Below are 25,482 nucleotides of genomic sequence, written 5' to 3' on the forward strand. Positions count from 1 at the left end.
GGCCGCCCGTCAATGGAAGTTGCGGCTTTGCGTGGCCAGTCCGCCCAGCAGGTCGGATAGGTCCACCAGCCGTTGCGCGATCAGGTGGCGCACGCCGTCCACGCTTTGCCAGGCGCCGTAAACGCCCAACAGCTTGGCGCCCAGCAGTTCGCGACGCTGGCGTTCGATCAGTTCCGGCCGCACGACCACGTTGACGGGGCCGGTCTCGTCTTCCAGCGTCACGAAAATCACGCCCTTGGAGGTTTGCGGCCGCTGACGCACGGTGACGATGCCGCAGGCGCGCGCCACGCGCTTGTCGGGGTAGCGGTTCAGGACTTCGGCGGGCTGGAAATTGCGGGCCGCCAATTGGTCCCGCAGCAGCGCTACCGGGTGGCTGTGCAGCGTCAGGCCCACGCTGCGGTAGTCGGCGGCCACGGTCTGGCTTTCCGATGGCGCCTGCAACTGCGGCGCCTGGGTCTCTTCGATGGCGGCGTCGCGCAGCAAGTCGCGGCTGTGTACGCTGGCCGCCGCTTCCCAGCTGGCTTGGCGCCGGTGGCCCGCCAGGGTGCGCAGTGCATCGCCCGCGGCCAGCGCGTTCAGGTCATGGCGATTGAGCGCGGCGCGCCGGGCCAGGTCGCCGGTGTCGACAAAAGAGGACTGCGCGCGCGCGTCCTCGATGCGCCGGGCCGCGTCTTCCCGCATGCCCTGGATCAGGCTCAGGCCCAGCCGGACGGCGGGGCGCGGGGCGTCGGGGCCGGGGGCGTGCGGGCGGGCGCTGCGGCGGGCGCCGGGGTGACCGTCCGGCAGGGCTTCCAAGGCTGAGTCCCAGCCGCTGACGGTGACGTCTGCGGGCAGCACGCAGACGCCATGGCGGCGGGCGTCCTGCACCAGTTGCGCGGGGGCGTAAAAGCCCATGGGCTGGGAGTTGAGCAGGGCGGCCAGAAAGGCTTCAGGCTCGTGCCGCTTCAACCATGAACTGGAGTACGCCAGCAGCGCGAAGCTGGCGGCATGGCTTTCCGGAAAACCGTATTCACCGAAACCTTCCACCTGCCGGAACAGCGCTTCGGCAAAGTCCAGCGTGTAGCCGTGCGCCAGCAGGCCGCCCACCAGCTTGACGCGGAATTTGTCCACGCCGCCCTTGCGCTTCCAGGCGGCCATCGACCGGCGCAACTGGTCGGCTTCGCCCGGCGTAAAGCCCGCGGCCACCACGGCGATCTGCATCACCTGTTCCTGGAAGATGGGCACGCCCATGGTGCGGCTGAGCACGCCGCGTACTTTTTCGCTGGGGTAGGTTTCGGGTTCCTTGCCCTGGCGGCGGCGCAGATAGGGGTGGACCATGCCGCCCTGGATCGGCCCGGGCCGCACGATAGCCACCTGCACGACCAGGTCGTAGTATTTGCGCGGCCGCAGGCGCGGCAGCATCGTCATCTGCGCGCGTGATTCGATCTGGAACACGCCGACCGTGTCGGCGTCGCAGATCATGTCGTAGGTGGCGTCGTCGCCTTCGGGGATGTCCTGCAGCGTCAGCGGTTGGCCGCGGCGCTGGCCGGCCAGTTCCAGGGTGCGGCGCAGCGCCGACAGCATGCCAAGCGCCAGCACGTCCACCTTCAACAGTTTCAGCGCGTCCAGGTCGTCCTTGTCCCACTGCACGACGCTGCGGTCTTCCATGGCGGCGTTTTCGATCGGCACCAGGCGCGACAGCTTGCCGCGTGAAATCACAAAGCCGCCGGGATGCTGCGACAGGTGGCGGGGAAAACCCATCATGGTCTGCGCCAGCGACGCCCATTGCCGCGCCACCCGGGATTCAGGGTCCAGGCCGCAGGCGCCCAGCGTGCGCAGCATTTCTTTCTTGCCGTCCCACCATTGATGGGCGCGCGCCACGGCGTCGATGACGCCCAGGTCTACGCCCAGCGCGCGGCCGGTATCGCGCAGCACGCTGCGCGGCCGGTAGGAAATGACCACGGCGGTCAGCGCGGCGCGCTGCCGGCCGTATTTGCGGTAGATGTACTGGATGACCTCTTCGCGGCGCTGGTGTTCGAAGTCCACGTCGATGTCGGGGGGCTCGTTGCGTTCCTTGCTGATGAAGCGTTCGAACAGGTTGTTGCCGCGCATCGGGTCCACTGCGGTAATGCCCAGGCAATAGCAGACGGCGGAGTTGGCGGCCGACCCGCGGCCCTGGCACAGGATGCCTTCGTTGCGGGCATACAGGACGATGTCGTAGACGGTCAGGAAATAGGCTTCGTAGTGCAGGTCGGCGATCAGGCCGAGTTCCTTTTCGATCTGTTCGGCCACCAGGTCCGGGACACCGGCGGGAAAGCGGCGGGCCGCGCCCGCCAGCGTTTCCTGGCGCAGGTAGGAGGCCGGCGTGTGGCCGCGCGGCACGATTTCGTCGGGGTATTCGTAGTGCAGTTCGTCCAGCGAAAATGCGCAACGGCGGGCCACCGCCAGCGTTTGCGCCAATGCCTCGGGCGGGTACAGCGTGGCCAGCCGCATGCGGGTGCGCAGATGCTGTTCGGCGTTGCCGGACAGTTCGTATCCGCATTGGGAAACGGGCTGCCGGGTGCGGATGCCGGTCAGCGTGTCGTGCAGGGGCTTGCGCGACCGCACGTGCATCTGCACCTGGCCGACAGCCACCATAGGCAATTCCGACGCGCGGGCGGCGCCTTCGACGGCGGCGCGGTGCAGATCGTCGCGCGACTGGTACAGCAGGTTCAGGCCGACCCAGGCGCGGTGCGGAAAGACACGCGCCAGCCAGCGGGCCTGTTCAGCCAGGCGGTCGGCGTCGATGCCGTAGGCGGGGGTCAGGATGGCCAGGCATTCGGGCAACTGGCGCAAATGCGCATAGCCCTCGGGCGGATCGGTCAGGTCTTCCGGCGCCAGCCAGTATTCGCCCTTGGGTGCGCGGGTGCGGGCCAGTGTGATGAGTTCGGACAGGTTGCCGTAGCCCTCGCGGGTCTGTGCCAGCAGGGTCAGGCCCAGCGGCGCGGCGTCCGGGGCGGCGCGTAGCTGGAAGGTGGCGCCGATGATGAGCGGCAGCTTCTGGGCCTTGGCTTCCATATGGGCGCGCACCACGCCCGCCAGCGAGCATTCGTCGGTCAGCGCCAGCGCGGCGTAGCCCAGTTCGGCTGCGCGCGCGGCCAGTTCTTCCGGGTGCGAGGCGCCTTGCAGGAAAGAGAAGTTCGACTGGCATTGCAGCTCGGCATAGCCGGGCAGCGCCGCGGGCAGGTCGGATGGATCGAGCGCGTCGAAGGAGTCGTCGTGCATGCTGCGGACGGCCTCAGGCGTACAGCCCGTGCAGGAACCAGCGCGCGTGTTCCGCGTCGCGCTCGCGGTAGATCCAGTAGCGCGCGGCGGCGGCGTCTTCGGCCACGAAGTAGTCGCGCACCGTCAGGGCGGGATCCCACCAGCCGCTTTCGATGCGTTCGGGGCCGCGCATCAGCCGCAGCGCCTGGCCGCCGTACTGGGGGCGATGGCCCGACAGTTTCAAGGGCAGCGGCGTTTCCAGCAACCAGAAGGGGCGGTCCAGCAAGGAGGGCAAGGGGCCGGGGGCTTGAGGGGGCGCCAGCGCGTCGCCCCAGGCATTGGCGGCTTCGGGACGGTGGTCGGCGGCGGGTTGGGCGTGGCGCACCTGGTCGCGGCCCAGCCGCGCCACCAGCAGGTCCAGCAGCCGGGCGTGGTCGGCCGCCGTGCCGCCGGGTTCGGGAAACAGGGTGGTGCTGGCGGCGGGCTGCTCGACCGTGTCGGGCGCCTGTAACGCGACGGCGATGACGGGCGCCTCCAGGGTGAAGTGGTTCAGCTTTTCGCGCAGCAGATGCAAAAGCTGCGGCGCCTGCCAGACGGGTTGGGCCAGCGCCAGTTCCAGTTCGGTGGGCGGGCGGGCGTGGCGGCCGCGTTCGTGTTCCATGCTGAGCACCACGCGCTGCACCGCCAATTGCCGGGCGGTCAGCCAGCCGCCCAGTTGTTCGGCCAGCCGGCGCGCCACCGCCAGCACGGCGTCGGTGTGTTCGACGTAGTCCGTGAGTTCGAGGCGCCGCGAAAACTGGTGGGGCGGTTCGATCCAGCGATAGAGTTCGGGCGCCTGCCCATAGGCGGCGTCCAGGGCGTGCAGCAGGTCGGGCGTGCTGCGCCGTTGCAGGCCGGCGCGCGGCAGGGCGCGCAGGTCTGCCAGCGTATGGCAGCCGATGTCGTCCAGCCAGTCCCGGCGCGGTTGCGCCTGGGGCAGCAGCGCCAGCGGCAGCGCGTCCAGCCGGCGCGTCAGCGTGGGCAGGGTCAAGGTGCGCCGGGGCACGCGGCGGCCGGGGCGGTGCGCCAGCAGCCACGCGCCCGTGGCGGTGGGGGCCATGCCCAGCGCCACGCGCAGGTCCAGGGCCTGCAACGTGGCGCGGACCCGCTGGCTGAGCGCGCGGGGGCCGCGAAAGAACATCAGGCTGGCGCCCACGTTCAGCAGCACGGTGTCGTCGCCAGCCAGGGCGACTTCGGGCGTGTACTGCAGCAGGGCCAGCGCCGCGCCCAGCAGGGCGTCGGCTTCGGTTTGGGGCTGGCGCGGCAACAGTTCGACGTCGGGGGCGATAGCCGCCGCGCCGGCGCGGCGCATGCCCGGCTTGACGCCGGCCTGGCGGGCGGCGGGGGTGAGGGCGGCGACGCGTTCCTGGTCCAGGACGGCGAACGCCTGCCCTTCAAGCGGCCAGTGCGGGCGTAGTGCGTCCAGCGGCAGGCAGCGCAGGAAGACGGCGATCCAAAGGCGCATGGCGGGGGGAAGAAGGCGTAAGGGCGCCGGGTTCCAGGGCGACGTACAGCGGCGTGTCGCAGACCGGACCCCGGCGTTTCAGGATGTGGACGGACAATCCGCCCGGAGCGGGCGCAAGCGCCAGCCGCAACGGGGCGGGGGTGGCGTGCTGCGCTGCGCTGGCCGGGCGCACGGCGATGAACAGCAAATCGCTGGCCTGGGCCGCCAGATGCAGGCGGCGCAGGGATTCGGGGCGCACGTGGGGCAGCCAGCAGATCAGGGCGCCGCAGCTGCCGTTCTTCAGGATCTGTTCGGTGGCCCATAGCGTATCGACGGGCTTTTGCGGCGCCACCCACAGCAACTGCCGGGGATCCAGCCGCCAGCTCATCCAGCTGGCGATATGGGGGGCGTGCGGCGGTTGCACCAGGGCGATGCGCCGGCGCGTTTCCAGTTGGGCCAGCGCCGGGCGCAGCAGGCGGATTTCGCCGATGCCGGGGTGCGGGGTCAGCAGTTCGATCAACGCACCCAACGGCCAGCCGCCGTCCGGCAGCTCGGCGGAAAGCGAAGCGTGCCCGGTGGGCAGGTTGCGGGCGGCGCCTTTGGCCATCTGGGTGGCGCGCCACAACGCGGGGTGGATACGTTCAGGGGACTGCATGGCGGGTAAGGCCCGGGTCGGGAAAGGGAAAGGCTTATGCTGTATGAATATACAGTATTGTACCGGCCTTCCAGCCCCCGTGGATCGTCCCGGACGATATCGTTATCATGTGATCTGGCCCCGGTTCGGGTTGCCGCCCCAAGGGCTTGCGCCCGTAACATTCCCCCTTTTCCCTTGCCCATGCCGACTTCCCCCTTCGACCCCGCCGCCACCGCGGAACTCCTGCTTGACCAATGGCGTCGCGAGACCCAGCTCGAGGCCCTTCCCGTGGCGCTGCGGCCCCAAACCCTGGCGGAAGGCTACGCCGCGCAGGACGCGCTGTTCCGCGCCGCGGGCGGGGTGCGGGGCGGATGGAAACTGGGGGTCGGCAGCCCGGCGCAATTGCGCGCCGGCAACCTGTCGCGGCCCTTGATCGGCCAGCTGGAAGCACAGCGCCTGCACCGCTCGGGCGCCCAGGTGCGTCTGCCTTTGAATGCGCCCGTCACCGTGGAATGCGAGATCGCGTTCGTCCTGGCGCGCGACCTTCCCCCGCTAGCGGGGCGCGAGGTCGATCCCGCCGACATCCGCCACGCCTGCGTCACGTTCGAATTGGTGCGTTCGCGCTTCGTCGACCGCCGCGCGGTGGGGTGGCCCAGTTTCGTGGCCGACAACGTCGGGTTCGAGGCCCTGGTCGTGAGCGCACCGTTCAGCGACGGCCTGGATGCCGATCTGCTGCGTCAGGTTGATGCGTCGGCGGCGGTGTCGCTGGACGGGCAGGTCAAGGCCCGCGCGCAGACCGGCGACGATGCGACGGACCCGCTGCGTTCGCTGGCGGCGCTTTACGCGCACGCGGCCGACCGGAACGTGATGCTGCGCGCCGGCGAGATCGTCTCCACCGGCGCCATGTGCAAACCCTTCGATATCGTGGGGGCAGGGCACGTCCTGCGCGCCACCTACCTCGACCAGGAGCTGACGCTCAGCCTCTAGAAGCGCATGTCCGCGTACTTGACCCAGCGCGACCGCTTCACCACGCGATGGCCGATCCACAGCGCCATGAACAGCGGGATGGCCAGATAGGTCGACACCACCCCGATCCAGTCGATGCGTTCTTCCAGGAAGGCCTGGTAGTTCTGGCCCAGTGTCACGACCAGGCACAGCACGAAGGCCAGCAGCGGGCCGAATGGGAACAGGCCGGCCTTGTAGGGCAGGTCGGCCGTGTCATAGCCGTGCTTCACGTAGCCTTGGCGGAAGCGGTAGTGGCTGACCGCGATGCTCAGCCACACGATGAATTCCGTCATGCCCGCAAAATTCAGCAGCCAGATGTAGACCGCCTTCGGGCTGTACACGACGCTGAACAGGCACAGGCAGGCAAGCGCGGTGGTGGCCAGCAGCGCATACAGCGGCACGCCGTTGGCGGTCAGCCGCTTGAAGAGGGCCGGCGCCTGGCCTTCGGCCGCCATGTTGAACAGCATCCGCGTGGCGGCGTACATGCCCGAATTGCCGGCCGACAGCACGGACGTCAAGATGACGGCATTCATCACCGTGGCGGCCGACAGCAGCCCCGCATGCTGGAACACCAGCGTGAACGGGCTGACGGCGATGTCCTCGACTTCGTTGCGCAGCAGTTGCGGGTCGGTGTAGGGGACCAGCAGGCCGATGATCAGGATGGCCAGCACATAGAACAGCAGGATGCGCCAGAACACGTTGTTGATGGCGCGCGGCACGTTGCGGCGCGGATTTTCCGATTCGCCCGCGGCCACGCCCACCAGTTCGGTCCCCTGGAAGGAATAGGCCACCACCATCGCCACGCCGACCCAGGTGGCCGCGTTGCCCACGAACGGCGCGTCGCCGACCTTCCAGTTGACCAGCCCGACCGGGTCGCCGCTATGGATGATGCCCACCAGCATGCCCAGCCCCACCGCGATGAAGCACAGGACGGCAACGACCTTGATGATGGCGAACCAGTATTCGGCCTCCCCGAAGCTGCGCGCCGAAAACGCGTTCAGGCCGAAGGTCAGCGCCAGGAAGGCGACGCTCCATATCCAGCCTGGCGTGTCCGGCAGCCAGTACGCCATGACCAGTTGGGCGGCCACCACGTCCACGGCAACCACCGTGGCCCAGCTGATCCAGAAGTTCCAGCCCAGTGCAAAACCGAAACCCGGGTCCACATAGCGCGACGCATAGGTGCAGAACGAGCCCGATACCGGCATGAAGGTGGCCAGTTCGCCCAGGCTGGTCATGATGAAATACACCATCAGGCCGATCACCAGGTAGACCAGCAGGGCGCCGCCCGGGCCGGCTTGGGCGATGGCGGCGCCGGAGGCGACGAACAGGCCGGTGCCGATGGCCCCGCCCAGCGCTATCATCGTAAGGTGGCGTGCCTTGAGCACGCGGTGCAGCTGATTCTGGCTCGCAGGCGTGGCGCCCGAGTCGGTTGTCGGTGTTTGCATTACAGGGGTAAAAGAAGGCCGTTGCGGCGGTAATCCGGCTCAAAGCCTGCCTGCCGTCCGCTTTAAGCCGCGCATTTTACAATGCTGTCATCAGGGCGTAGCCCACCGGTCTTATGCCAGCACGGAGCAGTCTCATGGCGTCTTCCAGTTCTCTTGAATTCCTTCCCGAACCCGGCGTCGATGTGCGCCAGTTGTTCATCCTGCTGCATGGCGTGGGCGGTTCGCCCGAAAACCTGCGGCCGATGGCCGAAGCGGTCCGCACGGCGTTTCCCAGCGCGGCGGTCCTGGTGCCCGAAGGGTTCGAACCCTTTGACGGCGGCGCAGCGGGCCGGCAGTGGTTTTCGGTGCGCGGCGTGACCGAGGACAACCGCCCCGAACGCGTGGCGCAGGCCATGCCGCCCCTGGAAGCCTATGTGCGCGAAGCGCAGGCCCGCTTCAGCCTGCTGCAATCCGACACGGCGCTGGCCGGGTTTTCGCAAGGCGCCATCATGGCGCTGGAACTGGTGCAGGCCCACGACGGCATGGCCGGGCGCGTGATCGCGTTCTCCGGCCGCTACGCGCAACTGCCCAAGGCCGCGCCCCAATACACCACCATCCATCTGCTGCACGGCGCCGACGATCCCGTGATGAGCGCGGCACACATCCAGGCCGCGCAGGCCCGGCTGGAAGAACTGCATGGCGATTCCACCATCGACATCGCCAGCCACGTCGGCCATGAATTGCATCCCGCGCTGATCCAGCGCGCCATCGTGCGCCTGCAGACCTGCGTGCCGCTGCGCGCCTGGGAAGCGGCCCTGGGCCTGAACCAGACGCCGCCGGACGGCGCCACGGTGCATTGACCCTGTTTCGCAGCTGAGGGCTGTTTACTTCTCCCAGCCGCCGCCCAGGGCCAGGAACACGGCGATCTGGTCGCCGCTGAGTTCGGCCTGCGAGGCGGCCAGCGCGCTTTCGTTGGTGGCCAGCGTGCGCTCGGCGTCAAGCACTGTCAGGTAGTCGGTCTTGCCGTACTGGAACAGCTGGCGTGCCTGCGACGCGGCTTCGGCGCTTTGGTCGCGGGCGGCCCGCAACGAGGCGTCGCGGTCCAGTTGGCGGGCGTAGACGACCAGCGCGCTTTCCGTTTCGCGCAGCGCGTTCAGCACGGTGGCGTCAAAGCGCGCCACGGCGGCCTTGGTGTTGGCCTCGGCTTCGGCGATGCGGGCCTGCACGGCGCCCGTGTTCGGAATGGTCCATGAGATCAGCGGACCCACGCTCCAGCCGAAGGTGCCGCGGTCGCCGAACATCGAGGCGGGACCGCCCGATGCGCCCGACAGGCCCAGCGTGATCTTCGGATACAGGTCGGCGGTGGCGACGCCGATGCGCGCGGTGCTGGCGGCCAGCGTGCGTTCGGCCTGGCGGATGTCGGGGCGGCGGCGCAGCAGCGCGGCGCCATCGCCTACGGGGATGGTATCGGTCAGGCGCGGCGCCGCGGCGCATTGCAGCAGCGATGCCGGGATTTCATTCGGCGTCTGGCCCGTCAGTGCCGCCAGGCGGTATAGCGCGGTGCGCTGCTGCGACTGGAAAGGCGGCAGGTTGGCCTGCAATTGTTCCAGCTGGCTGCGCGCGCGGGTGACGTCCAGCGTGGTGCCGCGGCCGGCGCGCTGCAAGCGGCTGACGGCGTCCAGCGATTCCTTTTGCACCTGTACCGAGTGCTGGGCCGACGCCAGTTGCATGCCGGCGGCGCACATGTTGGCGTAGGCGCGCGCGGTCTCGGCCGCGACCGTGACGCGGGTGGCGTCGTAGGCGGCCTGGGCGGCTTGCGCGTCGCCGCTGGCGGCTTCGATGGCGCGGCGGATCTGGCCGAACAGGTCCAGTTGATACGACACGCTGGCGCCCGTGGAGTACGACCAGCGGCTGGGCGGATTCACGCCCGGCTGCAGTTCCTGCAAACCCGACACGTGGCCGAAGGTGGGCGACGCGTTCACGCCGATCGTGGGTTGCTGCTGCGCCTGGGATTCCTGCACGGCGGCCTGCGCGCGTTCAAGGTTGGCGCTGGCCACGCGCAGGTCCGTATTCGCCGACAGCGCTTTCTCGACCAGGCCGTCCAGCACCGGGTCGTTGTACAGGCGCCACCAGTGGCCGGACACCGCTTCCTGCTGGAACACGCCGGCCTGCGCTTCGACGAAAGCGCCCTGGGCGGCCTGTCGCTGGACGACCGATCCGGCGGGCACCTGATAGTCAGGGCCTACGGTGGTGCATCCGGCCAGCGCAAGGGCCAGCATCAGCGGCAGGAAGTGTTTGGTGTTCATGGCAGGTACGGCTTGGCGTCGATAAGAGGGTTGAAAAACAGGGTTGCAGAAATGGGGTTCAAGACGGCTGGCGCGTGTCGGCCGAAGCCGCTTGCGCGGGCTTGGGGTCGACCGACACGGTGGCGGTCTGGCCAGCGACCAGGCGCACGCCGTCGGGCACGTCGTCGATCTTCACGCGCACCGGGATGCGTTGCGCCAGGCGAACCCAGTTGAACGTGGGGTTCACGTTGGGCAGCAGGTTGGCGCCCGTGCTGCGGTCGCGGTCCGCGATGCCCATGGCGATGCTTTCCACGTGGCCGCGGATGCGGCGCGAATCGCCCATCAACGTCACCGTGACGGGGTCGCCTTCATGAATGCCGGGCAGCTTGGTTTCTTCGAAATAGCCTTCCACGTAGAAGGAACCCGCGTCCACCAGCGCCATCACGCCGCGGCCGGCCGACGCATAGGACCCGGCGCGCAGGTCCAGATTGGTGACGCGCCCATCGCTGGCGGCCAGCACGCGGCTGCGTTCCAGGTTCAGGCGGGCGGTGTTCAGCTGCACTTCGGCCTGGGCCAGCGCGGCTTCGGTCTGCTGTACCTTGGTCTGGCTTTGCTCGACGGCTTCGGCCGCCACCAGTTGGCCCAGCGATCGGTTGCGCTTGGCGTCGCGCAGCGCCTGGTCATGGGCGACCTGCTGCGAACGCACCGAGGCCTGGGCCTGGTCGAAGGCCAGCTGGAACCGCGCGCGGTCGATTTCAAACAGCAGGTCGCCGGCCTTCACGTCCTGGTTGTCATGCACGGGCACGCTCGTCACCAGGCCGGAGACGTCGGGCGCCACCTGGACCACATAGGCCTTGACGCGGCCGTCCCGCGTCCAGGGTTCGACTTCATAGTGCACCCAGAGCTGCCAGCCGGCGTAAGCGGCGGCGGCGACGACGACGGCCGTCACCGCGAACTTGCCGATAGCAGCAGGGCGAAGGGCATTGGGGAGTTTCATACCTATCTCTGGAGAAAATAAGGGGATATCAGGGAGACGCCATACAGCAGCACCACGAACAGCGCCAGATCGAATAGCGCGGGGTGCCACACCAGGCGGTACAGGCCGACCCGGGCCAGCACGCGGCGCACGGCCCAGGCAACGCCCAGGGTGACCATGCCCAGCACCAGCAGCCAGGGGAAATAAATGCCGTAAAGATTGAATTCGCCGATCATGATGCGTGGCCCTCCAGCGTGGGATGGGCGGGTTGGTAGTCGGGCGCGTCGGGGAAGAAGGCGCGGCGGATGCCCACCAACGCCACCACGGCGCGGTCCCGGGCGGCCAGGCCTTGCGGCGTGGCGGCCACGCTGGACAACGCGCGGTCAATCTGCGCCAGGAATTCCGGCGTCTTCTCGCCGATGCGCCACGACGAACGGGCGCGGAAGAATTGGGCCAGGCTGTTCAGCACGGGCTGGATCGTGGGCTCGGCCATCGGCAGATGGCGGCGGGCGTGCTGCAGTTCCGTGATGTCGCGGCCCACGCGCAGGTCTTTCAACGCGTCCGCGGCGACCAGGTCGTCAGGGCGCTTGGCCAGCGCCAGTCGCGGCTGCAAGAGGCCGATGCGGTCCAGCATGCGGGCGGCGTACGTATGGCGCGACTGGGCGCGGGGCGAACTCGCCAGCGTCGCCAGTTCCTTCCAGTTGGCGGCCTGGATGCGGCGGGCGCTCCAGTCGGCGCTGACCGTACGGAAGATGGCTGCGATGATCGCGGCGGTGGCCACGCCCATGCACTGCGCGACTTGCGTGTCGATGAAGGACACGACGTCCGCGGTGTTGGTGTCTTGCAGTGCCATCGTGCCCAGGAAGCCGAACAGCATGGCCATGGCCTTGCCGGCGCTGGCGGGGCGCGCGATGAAGATGCCCAGGATGAAGGCTGTGGGCAGCATCGCCAGGGCCAGCATTTCGAACGAATGGATGGCGGGCATGATGCCCAGCAGGTACAGCGCCGACACGGGGATCGAATACACCGTATAGGTCAGGAACTGCATGATGCCGGGCACGGGATTGTCTTGCGAGGCAAAGAAGCAGCTGAAGATTGCGGCCATCAGTGCGGCGGTGGCGCCGTTGCTCCAGGCTGTGCCGATCCAGAACGCGCAGCAAACCGAAATGGCCACGCCTGCGGCCAGCGCCGACAGCAGCGCCATGCCGTGGTCGCGGTGCAGCGCCGCGTTGGGATCACGGGCGCCGCGGGTGGGGCGCATCGGCGAACGCAGTGGAGCGCCTTGCAGGCCCGCGCGGATTTCGCGGCGCAGGGCCAGGCATTCGTCATAGGTGTCGATCAGTTCGCGCAGCCGCGTCATCAGGCTGGCCAGCAAGGCGTCGCGCCACGTGGAGTGGCTGTCGATGGCGGGCGTCAGCGCCGTGACGGCGGCGCGCAATTGCACGGCGGTCTCGTGCGACGCCTGGGCGCCGGCGTTGATCCATTCGGAGATGTCATGCAGCAGCGCGGACACGGGTTCGGGCAGCGGCTGGTCGTTGGCCTGCAAGGCGCGCAGGCGGTCCTCCACGGCGGACACGGCCGGCGTCAGCGCCGAGATCTGGTCCTGCATGGCGCGCACGGCGCCGGAGGTCCAGCGCAGGTTGCTGGTATCGAACGGCACGTGCGTGGACAAGAGACGCAGTTGCGTGATGTCGTTGGCCAGCACGCGGCGGTCGCGGTCGCGCTGTTCGGCATTCTGGCCGCTGAGCGTGTCGTGCATCCAGTTGCGGGCGTCACGCACGGCCTTGTCCAATTGCAGCGTCAAAGCGGGCGCCAGGCCCCGGGGCAGAACGATGCTGTGGATCAGCGTGGCGCAGACGATGCCCAGGCTGATCTCTTCAACGCGGGCAAGCGCGGTGTCGAACACCAGCGACGGGTCCGTCACGCTGGGAAAGCCGATCATCGCGGCGGTGTAGCCGGCCAGCATGAAGAGGTACGACCGCGGGGTGCGGTCCAGCACCGACATGTACAGGCAGGCGCCCACCCACAGCACCATCGCCGCCGTCATGACGACAGGCGAATTCGACAGCCGCGGCACCATGTAGACAGTGGCGGCCGACCCGATGAAGGTGCCGACCAGGCGGTACAGCGCTTTGGAGCGCACGGCGCCCGACCAGGGCTGCGCCACGACATAGGCGGTGGTCATTGCCCAGAACGGACGCGGCAAACCAATGCTGTAGGCCAGATAAAGCGCCATGATGGCGCTTAGGTAGCTCTTGAGCGAAAAGATGGTTTCGCGGACGTTCGGCAGTTTCACGATTGATCGTCCTGGGTGGGTGTTCCGGTGGCGCCCCGGCCCAGCGACACCTTCAAGGCGTCGAAGACGCGCAGGCAGGCTTGCAGGTCGGCTTCGCTGACGCCTTGGAACAGGCGTCGGCGCAGTTCCACCAGCACGTCTTCGACCTGCGCGCGCAGCGCATGGCCGGCCTCCGTCAGGTGCAGCGTCTTGGCGCGGCGGTCATGGGCGTCTTCGCGGCGTTCCATCAGGCCGGCGGCGACCAGTTGATCCAGCACGCGTACCAGCGACGGGCCTTCGACGCCCAGCGCTTCGGCCAGCGCGCCTTGGCGCACGCCGTCGCCCAGGCGGCCCGCCAGGATGACGGGCCAGGCCGTAGCTTGCGACAGGCCGTAGTCGGCCAGCGCCTTGTCGGCAGCACCGCGATAAGCGCGTGACAGCACCATCAGGTTTGCGGTGGTAGCCATGAGTTGGGAGTCGGAAGGTGAGTTCATGGAATAGATTGTATCCTATCTATTAGCTTACTAATAATTGAAAATGGCGAATATCCCCATTGATTTTTTCAATTGGCTAGATAGGAGCGCGGTTTTCCATTAGTGGAAAGCCGGGGACGGTGAGCGCAGGGGGAGGGCTAGCGGGGATAGGCCTGAAGGGCATGGCCCTCCGAACGCCGGCCTTCCCTCAACCGTTGCAGTCGGCCCAGCAGTTGGGCGTTTCGTACAGGCGCACGCGGGTCAGGCGCAGGTCGGCGCCGTAGTGGCCGTGGTATTGCGGCGCCAGGGTGTCGAAGACGATCTGGGCCAGGTTTTCGGCGGTGGGAATGCGGTCCAGCACCACGGTCTTGTGGCCGGGCAAGCTGTCCAGGAAGCCGCGCACGGCGGCGTCGCCTTCATAGACCAGGAAGGCATGGTCCCAGACGTCCACGATATGGGTCTTGGCGATGTGCTTGATTTCGGAGAAATCCATCAGCATGCCGTTGTCGGATTCGCCGGGGGCCTGCACCACGTCGCCCGTCAGGGTGATTTCCAGCACATAGCGATGGCCATGCAGGTTGCGGCACTGGCTGCGGTGATCGGGAATGCGGTGGCCGGCGTCGAATTCCAGCCTGCGGGTCACGGAAATCATCGCGTGCTCCGCAAGGCGTCGGGGTAAATCATGGAATGCCTATGTATTTGTGGGTCTGCAAACTAAGCCGCCATTGCGGGTGCTGCATACAGTACTGGACGGCTTGTTCGGTATTGGCCACGCGAGCCGGTCCGTCCATGGGTTGCAGGAAGAAATGCTCGAAATCCAGATGCGCGAAGGTTTCGGGCAGCGCATTGGATTGCGGGTAGACCAGCTTCAATTCGTCGCCGCGTTCGATGACGATGGGCGCGGTGCCCTTGGGGCTGACGCAGATCCAGTCGATGCCGGCCGGCGGCTTGACGGTGCCGTTGGTCTCGATGGCCACGGTGAAGCCGCGGGCATGGATGGCCGTCAGCAGCGCCGCGTCCAGCTGCAGCAGGGGTTCGCCGCCGGTAAAGACCACATAGCGGTCTTCCGTGCCGGCGCCCCAAGAGGCAGCGATGGCGTCGGCCAGCAGGTCCGCCGTGGCGAACTTGCCGCCGCCTTCGCCGTCGGTGCCGATGAAGTCGGTGTCGCAGAAGGTGCAGGCGGCGCTGGCGCGGTCGCTTTCGCGGCCCGTCCAGAGATTACAGCCTGCAAACCGGCAAAATACCGCCGCGCGGCCTGCGTGGGCGCCTTCGCCTTGCAGGGTCTTGAAGATTTCTTTGGCGGAGTAGGTCATAAGGGGTAATGGCGGGTGCGGGTGGCCGGACGCCGTAAATAGTCGAGCAAAAGCGCGCTATTTTACTTCCAGCGGCGCCGGCGCGCCGAAAGACCCCGCGCGGCGCCGGCTTTGGGGGTGAGCCCCCCTTTATTCGAAGACGGGGCGGAAGAAGCTGCGTTCGTAGCTGACGATACAGCGCGTTTGCACGGCATAGGCGTAGGCCTGCTGGCAATCGGCGTCTTTCAGCGAGTCCTGGCGGTAGGTTTCGTAGGCGGCCAGGCTGGGGAAGGAAAACAGCGCCAGCGCGATGTTGTTCGCGCCTTCCGAGGGCAGGAAGTAGCCGTGGTGCGTGCCGCCGAACCGCTCGACCAGCGGAATCCACATCTTCGCGTAGGTTTCGAACTCGGCGATCGCATTGGCGTCGATGACGTAGCGCAAATAGCAGGTGATCATGGGGAAAGGGGCCTGGGCGGTGGGGGGGGCGGATGGGGGGCCTGCATGCAGGGCCGGCGCATTGTAGCGACGCGCGTGGCCGTCAATCAACGGATCCGCGCGCGCCGCGTCGCCGGCGCCTGCCTGATCTTGTAGACTCCCGGCCTATGTTCCACATCCAAGATTCCCTTTATCTGGACGAGCGCGACCTGACGTTCACCATGATCCGCGCCCAAGGCGCGGGCGGTCAGAACGTCAACAAGGTCTCCAGCGCCGTCCATCTGCGCTTTGACGTCCGTGCGTCGGGCCTGCCGCCCGAGGTCCAGGACGCCGTCTGCGCCGTCAGCGACCACCGCATCTCGAAAGAGGGCGTGATCGTCATCAAGTCGCAATCCTTCCGCAGCCAGGAAAAGAACCGGGTTGAGGCCATCGAACGCCTGCTCGGCATACTGCGGTCCGCCCTTGAGGTGGACAAGCCGCGCCGCGCGACCAAGCCGACGCGGTCGTCCCAGCGCCGCCGGGTGCAGCGCAAGGTCCAGCACGGCGAGGTCAAGCGCCTGCGCGGGCGCGTGCAGGGCGACTGAGGCCGGCCAATAGCCCCATGCGCCACAGGGGCATGACTATATATCGGACAGCAACGATATATGATTCGATAAATTGCGATATACAAATATGACCGCATCCCCTTCAACCCCCGATCAGACCGACGTGCAGCCCGCTATCGACGCCGACGCGATCCTCAAGGCGCTGGCGAACCCGGTGCGGCGCGACATTCTTGTTTGGCTGAAGACGCCACAAGCGCATTTCGAAGAGCGCCCGGGCCACACCTTCGAGCATGGGGTGTGCGCGGGCCACATCGATCACCGCTGCGGCTTGTCGCAGTCGACCGTGTCGTCGCACCTGGCCGTCTTGCAGCGCGCGGGCCTGATCTCGGCGACGAAAGTGGGGCAGTGGGTCTTTTTCCGTCGCAATGAACCCGTAATTGCCGCATTCCTGCGGCAGTTGAACCAGGATATGTAGTCAGCCCTACACGTTGCGCCCGTTGCCCGGGCGGAAGGATTTTGCATGAGCTCCCTGTTTGAACCCCTGCGCGCCGGCGACCTCACGCTGCGCAACCGCATCGTCATGGCGCCGTTGACGCGCCAGCGCGCCAACGAAGGCCGCGTGCCCAGCGACCTGATGGTCGAGTACTACTCCCAGCGCGCCGACGCCGGCATGATCCTGACCGAAGCCACGTCCGTCACGCCGCAGGGCGTGGGCTATGCGGACACGCCGGGCCTGTGGTCCACCGAGCAGGTCAAGGGCTGGCGCAAGGTCACCTCCGCCGTGCACGCCAAGGATGGCCTGATCGTGGCCCAGCTGTGGCACGTGGGCCGCATTTCCGACCCGGTTTTCCTGAACGGCGAACTGCCCGTCGCGCCCAGCGCCATTGCGGCTGGCGGCCACGTAAGCCTTGTACGCCCCAAGCGCCCGTATGTCACCCCGCGCGCGCTGGAAACGGCCGAGATCCCGGGCGTGGTCGAAGCCTATCGCCACGGCGCCAAGATGGCCCAGGAATCCGGTTTTGACGGCGTGGAAGTGCACGCCGCCAACGGTTACCTGCTGGACCAGTTCCTGCAAGACAGCACGAACCTGCGCACCGACCAATACGGCGGCTCGCTGGAAAACCGCGCGCGCCTGCTGCTGGAAGTGGTGGATGCGTGCATCGAAGTGTGGGGCGCCGGGCGCGTGGGCGTACACCTGTCGCCGCGCGGCGATTCGCACACGATGGGCGATTCGGATCCCGCAGCGACCTTCACCTATGTGGCGACCGAACTGGGCAAACGCGGCATCGCGTTCATTTGCGCACGCGAACATGAAGGCGAAGACAGCCTGGGGCCGAAGCTGAAGGCTGCGTTTGGCGGCGTCTATATCGGCAACGAAGGCTACACGCGGGAATCCGCCGAGGCCGCCATCACGGCAGGCCGTGTCGATGCCGTGGCGTTCGGCGTGCAGTACATCGCCAACCCGGACCTGACGCGCCGCTTCGAATTGGACGCCCCGCTGAACGCGCCGGAATCGTCCACGTTCTATTCGCAGGGCGCCGCCGGCTACACGGACTACCCGGCGCTGCCGTAAAGCAGCGCGGCAGCCCGGCCTACAGCACCGCGCGCATCGGATAAGTGAACAAGCCGAAGTGCGCGGCGTTCAGGCCCAGGTGTGCCAGCACCGCTGCCGCCAGTCCGCCATAGCGGTACGCGACGCCATAGGCCACGCCGGCCAGACTTGCCAGCAAGACCCATTGCCAGCCGCCGGCGTAATGCGCCAGTCCGAAAAGCACGGCAGCAACCGCCACGGCGGCCCAGCCTCCCCAGCGATGGCGGCGCCAACGCGTCGCCAGCTGCTGCTGTACATAGCCGCGGAACAAGGCTTCTTCGGCTAGCGTGACCAGCAGCGCGTTGTTGATCAGCCAGATCCAGCCGCTGTCCGGCCATTTGGGCGCCCAGCCCACCACGTCCAGCGCCAGGGCAACCCCCAGACACACCGCGATCGCCGCGGCCGCCGCCAGCAAGGCAGACGCCGCCGTGATGCGCGCGTTGCCGCCCGCCATGGGCGGTGCCAAGGCCAGCACCACCCAGAACGCCACGAGCGGCTTGTCCAGGTTCAGGTACATGCCGAAGGGCACCGCGTCGGGACTCAACGGCGCCGGTGCGATGACCTGCGGATTGTGAAATCCGGGCAATAGATGCAGGAAAAGCGCGGCCGCCAATGTCAGGAACAAAGCATGGCCCGCTGCGCGCGTTACCGCGCCGGATGCGGGCCGCACCCATGCCGCCGCCAGCAACAGCAATGCAGGCGCAGCGAACGCCACCGGATCGATCAACCCCTCCGACCACGCCCAGGCCCAGGCGACGGCGAGCGGCGCCAGCGCCCAGCGGCGGGTGGCTGGCGGCCAGAGCAGGGCGGTGGAAAGAAAGAGGGCGGACCAGGGAGACAGGAACGGCATCGAAGCAGGCGCGGGCACGCAAAGCGCAAAGTGTAAGCGTACCGGCTTGCCCAACCGGGCCTTTCAGGCGACGATGCCGCACACGGCGGCGCAAAGCCGCCTTGTCTATCCGGCGGACTCCTCGTCCGTCCGCACCCTGGAGCAAAAATGAAAATGATCGCGTGGTTGATGCTGGCGGCGGCGATTCTGCCGTTCGTCTCGACGATAGTCGCCAAGGCGGGGGGCAAACAATTCGACAACAATGATCCGCGGGCGTGGCTAGCGCGCCAGGAAGGGTGGCGAGCGCGGGCCAATGCCGCGCAGATCAATACCTTCGAGGCCCTGCCGTTCTTCTACGCAGCGGTGCTGTTCGCGCTGTATACCCAGGCATCGCCCGCGCATGTCGCTACGCTGATGGCCTGCTGGCTGGGCGTGCGCCTGGGCTACCTGGCCATGTACCTGGCCGGCTGGGGCGCGTTGCGGTCGCTGGTCTGGGCGATCAGCGTGGGCTTCGTGATCGCGATCCTGTTCTCGGGCGTCTAAGGCGCGCGAATGCCACGCCAATGGCGCGCGGCGCGGGCCGGAAAACGTTCCGGTGCGCGTCACGTGCGGGCGGCGCGAGGGCGCCGCTTACTTCCATTCGAAGACGGCGCGGGCGGTACCCGTGTTCTGCACGGTCACTTCGCGCACCTGGGCTTTGCCTTCGTAGGTAGCAGAGACCTTGTAGGCCCCGGCCGGCAACTTCACCAGCATGTACGGGCCTTCTGCCGTGGCCTTCAGCACTTCCTTGCCTTGCGCGTCATGGATGGCGACGCCGACGCTGGCGACGTAATCCGCCTTTCCATCGCGTTGGGCGGCAAAAGTGAGCGCCAGCGGATAGTCGCGGGCGGCCGCCTTCATGGCTTCCGATTCATCGATGCCGATCCCGCCGCTGACATACTGCACCGTGCCCTGGTGCTTGACCGGGGGCAACGCCGCGTGCGCGGTCGACAGGACGCCGGCGATGGCCATGCTGCCCACCGCCATCATGGCAGCCAGGGTGCAGCGTTCAGTGCGTTTGTTCATCAGGTTCTCCTGGAGTAGGCGACAAGGGTTTCGACCGCGAAGCGGGCGCCGAGTTCGCGTGTCTGGGGCCGGCTGACACGAAAAGAAACCACGCGCCGACCTTAACCGCATTCGGCAAGCATATCGCCGGAAAACCCCGTCTGCCAGGCGAACGCCAGCCGGCTCTCGCCGCTGATCGTTCCGTCCGGGGCGAAGCGCCTTTCTTCCAGCTGACCCGCGCCGTCGGCGTGCAGCGCCAGCACGCTGGAGCTGCGGGTGCCATAGTTCGGACTGACAATGAAAGGGCTGCTCAATAGCTTTTCGCGATCTCGCGGCAGGCCCGTGGCAGGCAGTTCGTCGTCTTCCGCGCCCTGGCGGTCCGCCAGGGCGGCGAAGAGCGCGGGCATATCGGGCTGCGGCGCCCGGTCCAGGACGGCGGTAAAGGCGGCCTTGGTGCGCGCCAGCTTCGGCCAAGGGGTGTCCAGCAGATGGTTGGACAGCGCGTAGATGCCGGGTGGCAGCGCGCGCGGCGCGCCATCGCGGTTGCTCAGGTACCAGGCTTGCAGCGCGTCGCCCACGATCAGGTTGAAGCCGTTGTAGGCCTGGTCCTTTTCATGGACGCGCGCTAGGTATTCGGCGGGCGACGTTCCGCCGCGCAGGAAGTCTTCGACCAGCGCGCCGCGCGAGGGCGCGGCATCCAGGTGCCGGCCCGGTTCCCGGAAGTTGGTGACCAGTGCGTAGCGGCCCCGCGAGGTCGCGCCCATCCAGGTGCCGCCGGCCAAGCCGTCACGGCCCGCGTAGACACCGGGCGCATCGGCCCACTCGGCCGCCGGATGCGTCAAGCGGGCGTGGAATTCGTCGCGGTTGGCGGCGATCAGGACGGGGATGCCCGGCAAGGCATGCAGGGCCAATACGGCAAGACACATGGTTCAGACCTGGTGTACGGGGGTTCTGGGGGCGCCGGCGCCTGGCGCGGCGGCGAAATCCGGGCCGGCCAGCGCGGCGCGCAGCGCTTCGATTTCGGCGGCGACGTCGGCCAGCGCAGGCGAGGGGGCGGTGATGGGGGTGGCGGATACGGCTGCGCCCTGGTCGACGGCGAGGCTCATGGCATGCAAGGTTTCCGCCAGCGCCGCGACTTCGGCGGCGCTGGGCGCGGCTTGGCCGGCGGGCAGCGACCACGCCGTATCCGAAATGGCGTTGGCTACGCGTTCGAGGGCGACCTCCACCGGCCACCACGCCAGCGCGCGGCGGCTGACAAGGCGGGGTTCGGACAAGCCGCGCTGCAGCGCGATGCGCAGGTCGGACAAGCGGGCATAGGCGCTTGCGCGCAGGCTGTGGCGGTTGCCGGGCGCTGCCTGGAAGACCGTATTCAGATAGGCGGCCAACGTATCCATCGCGGCGGATACGGCATGGTCCAAGTTGTGGCGTTCGATGCGGATCCACGGCAGGTAGCCCACCAGCAGCACGATGCCGGCGGCGATGCCCACGTCGATCAGCCGCGCCAGGGCAATCGCCCAGGTGCCGGGCTGCAAGGCACCGATCAAGAGCATCAGGATGGGCACCAGAATGGCGGAGAACAGCCCGTAGTTGCGGCGGATGGACCAGGGCAGCAGGGAAGCCAGCGCCGCCACCGTCAACAGGCTGGCGATGCCGCTGCGGTCCACGGCCAGCACGGTGGCGCTGATGGCGACGCCCACGACGCTGCCGCCGCAGCTTTGTAGCGCCCGGGCAAAGACCGAGCCGAAGTTGGGCTTGAAGATCACCACCACGATCAGCGGCACCCAGTAGGAGCGGGGCAAGGCCACCGCCCACGCCACGGCCTCGGCGGCGATAAGGCACAGGCCTAGCCGGACCAGGTAGCGTACGGTGGCCGGCCCGGGCCGGTAGGTGCGCGCCAAGACGCGCCAAGGCGTGCGCGGGCGGACGGGCGCCAGCGTGGCCAACGCATCCGCGCCGGGCGGCATGGCGCCGTCCAGCAGCGGCAGCGCTTGCGCCAGCGCGTCCGCCAGTTGCGGCATGTCCGCCAGCCTCAGCGCGGCGATGTCGTCGCCGGGGTTGGGCTCCGCGTCGTTTTCCACGCGGTCCGCCAGCCGGTTCATGACGCGCGCGCATTCCGGCGGCAGCACGCGGCCGGCGCGCGCCAGCGCCAGCGCGGCGTTGGTCAGCGGCGTGCAGGCTTGCAATTGCGCGGCCAGCCGGGCCAGGCGCGGCGATGGACCGGCGGCGCGGCCGCGGGCGGCCAGCACGGTGTCGTAGGCGGTGGTCATGGCCGCTTCCATGTCGCGGCGCGCGATCATGGTGCGTGACGTGCCGATGGCGGCGAACATCGCGGCCAGCTTGCGGTAGGCCAGCGCAACCGCGGCGCGTTCCGGCGCGATCGGGTTCACGACCCAGCCCGACAAGGTAAGAGCCAGGCCGAACAGCCCGCCCGCGCCCACCAGCACCGACGGCAGCCAGGGCGGCAGGCTGGACGTCAAGCTGGCGCCCACGATGACATACACCGCGAACTGCAGCGTCGCCACCGCAGCGATGTTATTGAAGGTGCCGACCAGGCTGGCGATCAGCACCAGCACGGTCATCGCGGCGGAGGTCCACAGGCCATGTCCGGCCACCAGGTTGCCCAGCAGGTAGCCCAGCGCGCCGCCGAAGACGGTGGCTCCGATGGACAGCGCCCGGTTCCGGTAGGGGCCGCCGTTGTCGCCGGTGATGGCGGGCAGCGCGCCCAGGGCCACTAGCGCGGCGGCCGCGCTCTGGTCCAGCGCCAGTCCTGCCGCCGACGGCAGGCCGATGGCCAGCGCGGCCCGCAATGCCACCCAGCGGCTGACGGGCGACGGTTCCATATGCGCCAGGCTCATCAGCCACCGCATGTTGGACGTGCGCGCGCCTCGGCGGTTCAGGGGGCGGGACACGGCGGCCTCATGGCGGGCGGGATCAGGCTTTGATCAACGGGGCGACTTCCGGCGCGGCCAGCCGGAAGTAGTCTTCCGTGTTCAGCAGGATGGACGCGTCCAGGCGCCCGGCGTTGAACACGATTTCATCGTGGCGGTCGCGCAGGCTGGGGTCCACCAGCAGATGCAGGTCGGGATTGAAGGAAAAGGGCGGAATCGCGCCGATCTCGCAGCCCGTCAATTCGCGCGCTAGGTCCTGCGAGGCCAGCGAGGCCTTCTTGCCGCCGGCCGCGCGCGCAATGGCGTCCAGGTCGGCCTGCTTGTCGGCCGGGAAGACGGCCAGCACGTTCTTGCGCTGGTTCGACGAGATCTTCACGCGGCAGACCAGCGCCTTGGCGCCCTGGCTGACGGCGGTGCCGCGGATGGCGGCGACCTCCACCGAGCGGCCGGCCGCGGGGTGTTCGATCAGGCGATGGCGGGCCTGGTTCTGGGCAAGCATTGCTTGCAGGCGTTCAAAGACTTCCATGTCGGGCGGCGGATCAGAATGGGATGGGCAGGCGCCGGGAGTCGGCGCCGCACACATCGCATGATACGCCCGCGGGCAAGCCGTCAGATCTCGCCGGTGAAGGCGTAGCCCCAGCCCCAGACGGTGCGGATCGGCAGTTCCATGTTCATGTCTTGCGCCTTGCGCCGCAGGCGGCTGACGACCACGTCGGTGCGGCGGATGGACTCGCGGCCCGCTTGTGGATCGATCCCGGGCGGATCGCTGCGCGGCAGCCGCTTGTCCGCCGAGGTGGTCAGTTTCAGCAGGAATTCGCGCTCGGCCAGCGTCAGCGCCAAACGTATACCTTGCGGGCTGACCAGGGTCCAGGCCGCGTCATGGAATTGCCATTTCCCGCTGGCGTCGGCGGACGCGGTCGCACTGGGGGCGCGCGGTTCGGCCTCGGGGGCCGTCCGTCGGCCAGCCATGGCAGGCACGCGGCGCACCAGGGCCTGCAATGCGGCGGCGATTTCGGCGGTGGCCACGTCGGGCTGGAAGCAGGCGTCGGCGCCGCAATGCAGGCCCAGGATGCGGTTTTCCGGGGAATCGAAGGTAGAGACGGCAACGATGCCGGCGGTGGTGTCCATGGCGCGCAGACCTGCGACGGCCATGCAGAGATCGGATAATTCGGCTTCCATGACCAGCAACGGCGTACGACGCGCCTGGAAGAGGCGGAACAGGCCGTTGGAGTCCTCGCAACGGCGGGGCGAAAAACCCATGCCCGCCAGTGCGTCGCTGCGGCGCACGCGTTGGTCGGGATCGGGAGAGAAGACGATCAGGTCTAGTAGGTCATTCATGAATCGTAGTGATCTGTGCAGCTTGAGCGCATGCATGATGCTACGGATACATCGAATTCCTAAACCTCGCACAACGCCCGTTTCGTACCCGAATTCTCAGACATGATTGCGGGGCGTCTGTTACGCGCGACGCATGGAGGCGCTGATGCGTGCGCCACTATGGTGCGCGAAGGCCGCAGGCTGACCAACGCCTTAACGTTCCTGCCGCGGAAGTCGGTGCGGGTTTGCAGCGGGTTCTGTCTCGGCGCTTAGCTCCGCGGCGGGTTCGTTCCACCAGCCTCCGCCCAGCGCCTGCAGCAGCGCCGCGGTATCCGCATAGCGCGCGGCATCGGCTTCCGTGCGCGCAATGCGCGTCTGCAATAGTTGGCGCTGACTGTCCAGCAGGCTCAGATGGCTGATGCCGCCGGCCTGGTAGCGGCCTTGCGCGATGCGCTCGGCCTCGGTCGCGCGGCGCCAGGCGTCGTCATAGGCCTGGTAGGCCTCACCGTCCGTCTGCACGGCGCGCAAGGCGTCGGCCACTTGCCGGAAACCGTCCAGCACCGTTTGCCGGTACGCAGCGGCCGCGGCATCGTAGGCGGCTTCCGCCGACCGTTTGCGCGCGCTCAGTTCACCGCCATGGAACAGCGGTTGCACCAGGCCCAGGCCCAGGTTCCACACGTTCACGCCATCGGACAGATCGCCCACGCGCGTACGTTGCGACCCGAAGCTGGCGGTCAGCGTGAACTGCGGATACTGGTTGGCGGTGGCCACGCCCACATCGGCCGACGCTTTGTGCCACAGCGCTTCGGCGGCCAGGATGTCGGGCCGCTGTCGCGTCAGCGCGGACGGCACGCCGGTGGGGATGCTTGCGGGCAAAGTCAGGTCGGCCAGGCGTAGCGGTGCTACGCGCAGTGCGGCCGGCGGCTGGCCCAGGTAAACCGCCAGCTGGTGCGTGACCTGTGCCAGTTGCTTGTCCAGCGGCGGCAGGGTGGAACGGGTCTGGGCCACCAGCAGTTCCTGGTTGCTCAGGTCGGCCTGCGCGATGCCGCCCGCGGCCAGGCGCTGTCGCATGATGTCCTGCTGCCGCACTTGCGCGGCCAGCAGTTCGCGGGTCGCGGCCATCCGTTCGGACAAGTCGGCTTGCCGGATGGCGGCCGTCACCACGTTCGCGGCCAGCGACATGCGCGCCGCCTGCAGTTCGTGCGCCTGATAATCCACCTGGGCGGCCATGCCTTCCAGCGCCCGGCGGTTGGCGCCGAACACGTCCAGCGTGTAGGACACGTCGATCGAGGCGTTGTACAGCGTGAACGGCGGCGGCAGTTCGGAGACGGGCACGCCATAGGCGGACGGGTCCACCTTCTTGCGCGCGGCCGACAGATTGCCGTCGACGGCGGGCAGCAGGCGGCCGCCGGTTTCGGCGTTCAGGTCTTCAGTGGCCTGGCGCAGGCTGGCCCGCGCCTGTTCCAGCGTCGGGTTGGCGTCCAGCGCCTGACGCACCAACTGGTCCAGCGCGTCGGAATGGAACAGTTGCCACCATTGCGCGGGAATGTCGACGCCCGCCTGCAACTGCTGCCCGCCGGAAGCGGACGGGGCCTCTTGCGGCGCCGTATAGGAGGCGACATCGGGGGCCGCGGGCGTGGCGAAGTCGGGCCCGACCGCGCAGCCCGAGACCAGCGCAAGCAGGCTCAGGACGGCCAGCGCCGCGCGGCGGCGCGGCAGCGGACGGGAAGCGAAGGGCGGGCGGGCTAAGCGAGGCATGGCGCG

25 protein-coding genes are annotated in these 25,482 nt (G+C 68.2%); 6 read left to right on the top strand and 19 right to left on the bottom strand.

Translation table 11 applies throughout. From position 1 onward, the window contains the following. Nucleotides 1-9 precede the first annotated feature (9 nt). The 3 genes from AC3WMU_RS04615 to imuA are packed head-to-tail and all read right to left on the bottom strand — an operon-like array spanning nt 10 to nt 5,360. Complete coding sequence (locus AC3WMU_RS04615) at nt 10-3,243, bottom strand: error-prone DNA polymerase (RefSeq protein WP_492281920.1); 3,234 nt, start codon at nt 3,241-3,243, stop codon at nt 10-12. A gap of 13 nt (nt 3,244-3,256) precedes the next feature. Then, on the bottom strand, nt 3,257-4,726 hold the full coding sequence (locus AC3WMU_RS04620; protein WP_492281921.1) for a Y-family DNA polymerase: 1,470 nt from the start codon (nt 4,724-4,726) through the stop codon (nt 3,257-3,259). After that, entirely contained in the window at nt 4,656-5,360 is a 705-nt protein-coding gene (gene imuA, locus AC3WMU_RS04625) for a translesion DNA synthesis-associated protein ImuA (protein ID WP_035212963.1), read from the bottom strand. The genes AC3WMU_RS04620 and imuA overlap by 71 nt, the downstream gene beginning before the upstream one ends. A 180-nt stretch (nt 5,361-5,540) precedes the next feature. On the opposite strand from imuA, the gene AC3WMU_RS04630 reads away from it, so the two are divergent. Continuing rightward, on the top strand, nt 5,541-6,326 hold the full coding sequence (locus tag AC3WMU_RS04630; RefSeq protein ID WP_280026082.1) for a 2-keto-4-pentenoate hydratase: 786 nt from the start codon (nt 5,541-5,543) through the stop codon (nt 6,324-6,326). Here the strand turns inward: AC3WMU_RS04630 and AC3WMU_RS04635 are convergent. Next, nucleotides 6,323-7,789 (bottom strand): amino acid permease, encoded by a 1,467-nt coding sequence (locus AC3WMU_RS04635; RefSeq protein WP_280026083.1) that lies wholly within the window; start codon nt 7,787-7,789, stop codon nt 6,323-6,325. The genes AC3WMU_RS04630 and AC3WMU_RS04635 overlap by 4 nt on opposite strands. 134 nt (nt 7,790-7,923) lie before the next feature. Here AC3WMU_RS04635 and ypfH point away from each other — a divergent pair, with 134 nt between their 5' ends. After that, on the top strand, nt 7,924-8,628 hold the full coding sequence (ypfH, locus tag AC3WMU_RS04640; RefSeq protein ID WP_454677084.1) for an esterase: 705 nt from the start codon (nt 7,924-7,926) through the stop codon (nt 8,626-8,628). A gap of 24 nt (nt 8,629-8,652) precedes the next feature. On the opposite strand, the gene AC3WMU_RS04645 is transcribed toward ypfH, so the two are convergent. The 8 genes from AC3WMU_RS04645 to AC3WMU_RS04680 all read right to left on the bottom strand — a co-directional run bounded on the left by AC3WMU_RS04645 (nt 8,653) and on the right by AC3WMU_RS04680 (nt 15,525). Continuing rightward, a complete protein-coding gene (locus AC3WMU_RS04645; RefSeq protein ID WP_454677083.1) occupies nt 8,653-10,074 on the bottom strand; it encodes an efflux transporter outer membrane subunit in 1,422 nt (473 codons plus the stop codon). A 58-nt stretch (nt 10,075-10,132) separates the two neighbouring features. Continuing rightward, nucleotides 10,133-11,050 (bottom strand): efflux RND transporter periplasmic adaptor subunit, encoded by a 918-nt coding sequence (locus AC3WMU_RS04650; protein ID WP_006224436.1) that lies wholly within the window; start codon nt 11,048-11,050, stop codon nt 10,133-10,135. A gap of 2 nt (nt 11,051-11,052) precedes the next feature. After that, nucleotides 11,053-11,265 (bottom strand): DUF1656 domain-containing protein, encoded by a 213-nt coding sequence (locus AC3WMU_RS04655; RefSeq protein ID WP_006224437.1) that lies wholly within the window; start codon nt 11,263-11,265, stop codon nt 11,053-11,055. Beyond that, nucleotides 11,262-13,325, bottom strand: coding sequence for an FUSC family protein (locus tag AC3WMU_RS04660; protein WP_427961972.1), 2,064 nt, complete (start codon nt 13,323-13,325; stop codon nt 11,262-11,264). The genes AC3WMU_RS04655 and AC3WMU_RS04660 overlap by 4 nt, the downstream gene beginning before the upstream one ends. Continuing rightward, nucleotides 13,322-13,798, bottom strand: a complete 477-nt coding sequence (locus tag AC3WMU_RS04665) for a MarR family winged helix-turn-helix transcriptional regulator (protein ID WP_280026084.1) — start codon at nt 13,796-13,798, stop codon at nt 13,322-13,324. Before AC3WMU_RS04665 ends, AC3WMU_RS04660 begins: the two co-directional genes overlap by 4 nt. A 187-nt stretch (nt 13,799-13,985) precedes the next feature. Further along, a complete protein-coding gene (queD, locus tag AC3WMU_RS04670) occupies nt 13,986-14,429 on the bottom strand; it encodes a 6-carboxytetrahydropterin synthase QueD (RefSeq protein ID WP_006224440.1) in 444 nt (147 codons plus the stop codon). Between the two features lie 28 nt (nt 14,430-14,457). Further along, entirely contained in the window at nt 14,458-15,090 is a 633-nt protein-coding gene (gene queE / locus AC3WMU_RS04675) for a 7-carboxy-7-deazaguanine synthase (RefSeq protein WP_006224441.1), read from the bottom strand. Nucleotides 15,091-15,219: 129 nt separating this feature from the next. Next, nucleotides 15,220-15,525: an NIPSNAP family protein gene (locus AC3WMU_RS04680; RefSeq protein WP_006224442.1), complete on the bottom strand. Its 306-nt coding sequence runs from the start codon at nt 15,523-15,525 to the stop codon at nt 15,220-15,222. Nucleotides 15,526-15,671: 146 nt separating this feature from the next. Here AC3WMU_RS04680 and arfB point away from each other — a divergent pair, with 146 nt between their 5' ends. The 3 genes from arfB (at nt 15,672) to AC3WMU_RS04695 (ending at nt 17,622) form a co-directional block, all read left to right on the top strand. Continuing rightward, nucleotides 15,672-16,088, top strand: coding sequence for an alternative ribosome rescue aminoacyl-tRNA hydrolase ArfB (gene arfB / locus AC3WMU_RS04685; protein ID WP_006224443.1), 417 nt, complete (start codon nt 15,672-15,674; stop codon nt 16,086-16,088). Between the two features lie 88 nt (nt 16,089-16,176). After that, nucleotides 16,177-16,524, top strand: a complete 348-nt coding sequence (locus AC3WMU_RS04690) for an ArsR/SmtB family transcription factor (RefSeq protein ID WP_006224444.1) — start codon at nt 16,177-16,179, stop codon at nt 16,522-16,524. A gap of 45 nt (nt 16,525-16,569) precedes the next feature. Beyond that, nucleotides 16,570-17,622 (top strand): alkene reductase, encoded by a 1,053-nt coding sequence (locus AC3WMU_RS04695; protein WP_088587237.1) that lies wholly within the window; start codon nt 16,570-16,572, stop codon nt 17,620-17,622. A 19-nt stretch (nt 17,623-17,641) separates the two neighbouring features. On the opposite strand, the gene AC3WMU_RS04700 is transcribed toward AC3WMU_RS04695, so the two are convergent. Then, complete coding sequence (locus AC3WMU_RS04700; protein ID WP_492282351.1) at nt 17,642-18,490, bottom strand: CPBP family intramembrane glutamic endopeptidase; 849 nt, start codon at nt 18,488-18,490, stop codon at nt 17,642-17,644. Between the two features lie 147 nt (nt 18,491-18,637). On the opposite strand from AC3WMU_RS04700, the gene AC3WMU_RS04705 reads away from it, so the two are divergent. Further along, nucleotides 18,638-19,012: an MAPEG family protein gene (locus tag AC3WMU_RS04705; RefSeq protein WP_035212970.1), complete on the top strand. Its 375-nt coding sequence runs from the start codon at nt 18,638-18,640 to the stop codon at nt 19,010-19,012. Between the two features lie 87 nt (nt 19,013-19,099). Here AC3WMU_RS04705 and AC3WMU_RS04710 read toward each other — a convergent pair whose 3' ends face one another. The 6 genes from AC3WMU_RS04710 to AC3WMU_RS04735 all read right to left on the bottom strand — a co-directional run bounded on the left by AC3WMU_RS04710 (nt 19,100) and on the right by AC3WMU_RS04735 (nt 25,476). Continuing rightward, nucleotides 19,100-19,534 carry a flagellar hook assembly protein FlgD gene (locus AC3WMU_RS04710; protein ID WP_492281922.1) on the bottom strand — a complete coding sequence of 145 codons (435 nt, stop codon included), beginning with the start codon at nt 19,532-19,534 and terminating at the stop codon, nt 19,100-19,102. A gap of 101 nt (nt 19,535-19,635) precedes the next feature. Next, entirely contained in the window at nt 19,636-20,439 is an 804-nt protein-coding gene (locus AC3WMU_RS04715) for an NRDE family protein (protein ID WP_006224449.1), read from the bottom strand. 3 nt (nt 20,440-20,442) lie between these two features. Beyond that, complete coding sequence (locus tag AC3WMU_RS04720; RefSeq protein WP_492281923.1) at nt 20,443-22,422, bottom strand: FUSC family protein; 1,980 nt, start codon at nt 22,420-22,422, stop codon at nt 20,443-20,445. Between the two features lie 22 nt (nt 22,423-22,444). Then, complete coding sequence (locus tag AC3WMU_RS04725; protein WP_006227518.1) at nt 22,445-22,927, bottom strand: YbaK/prolyl-tRNA synthetase associated domain-containing protein; 483 nt, start codon at nt 22,925-22,927, stop codon at nt 22,445-22,447. 83 nt (nt 22,928-23,010) lie between these two features. After that, the gene (locus AC3WMU_RS04730) at nt 23,011-23,739 is read right to left on the bottom strand and encodes a response regulator transcription factor (RefSeq protein WP_006227517.1); all 729 of its coding nucleotides are present in this window, start codon (nt 23,737-23,739) and stop codon (nt 23,011-23,013) included. A 192-nt stretch (nt 23,740-23,931) separates the two neighbouring features. After that, nucleotides 23,932-25,476: an efflux transporter outer membrane subunit gene (locus AC3WMU_RS04735; protein WP_427939276.1), complete on the bottom strand. Its 1,545-nt coding sequence runs from the start codon at nt 25,474-25,476 to the stop codon at nt 23,932-23,934. Nucleotides 25,477-25,482 lie beyond the last annotated feature (6 nt).

Source organism: Achromobacter sp. FW305-C-13 (assembly GCF_058783475.1).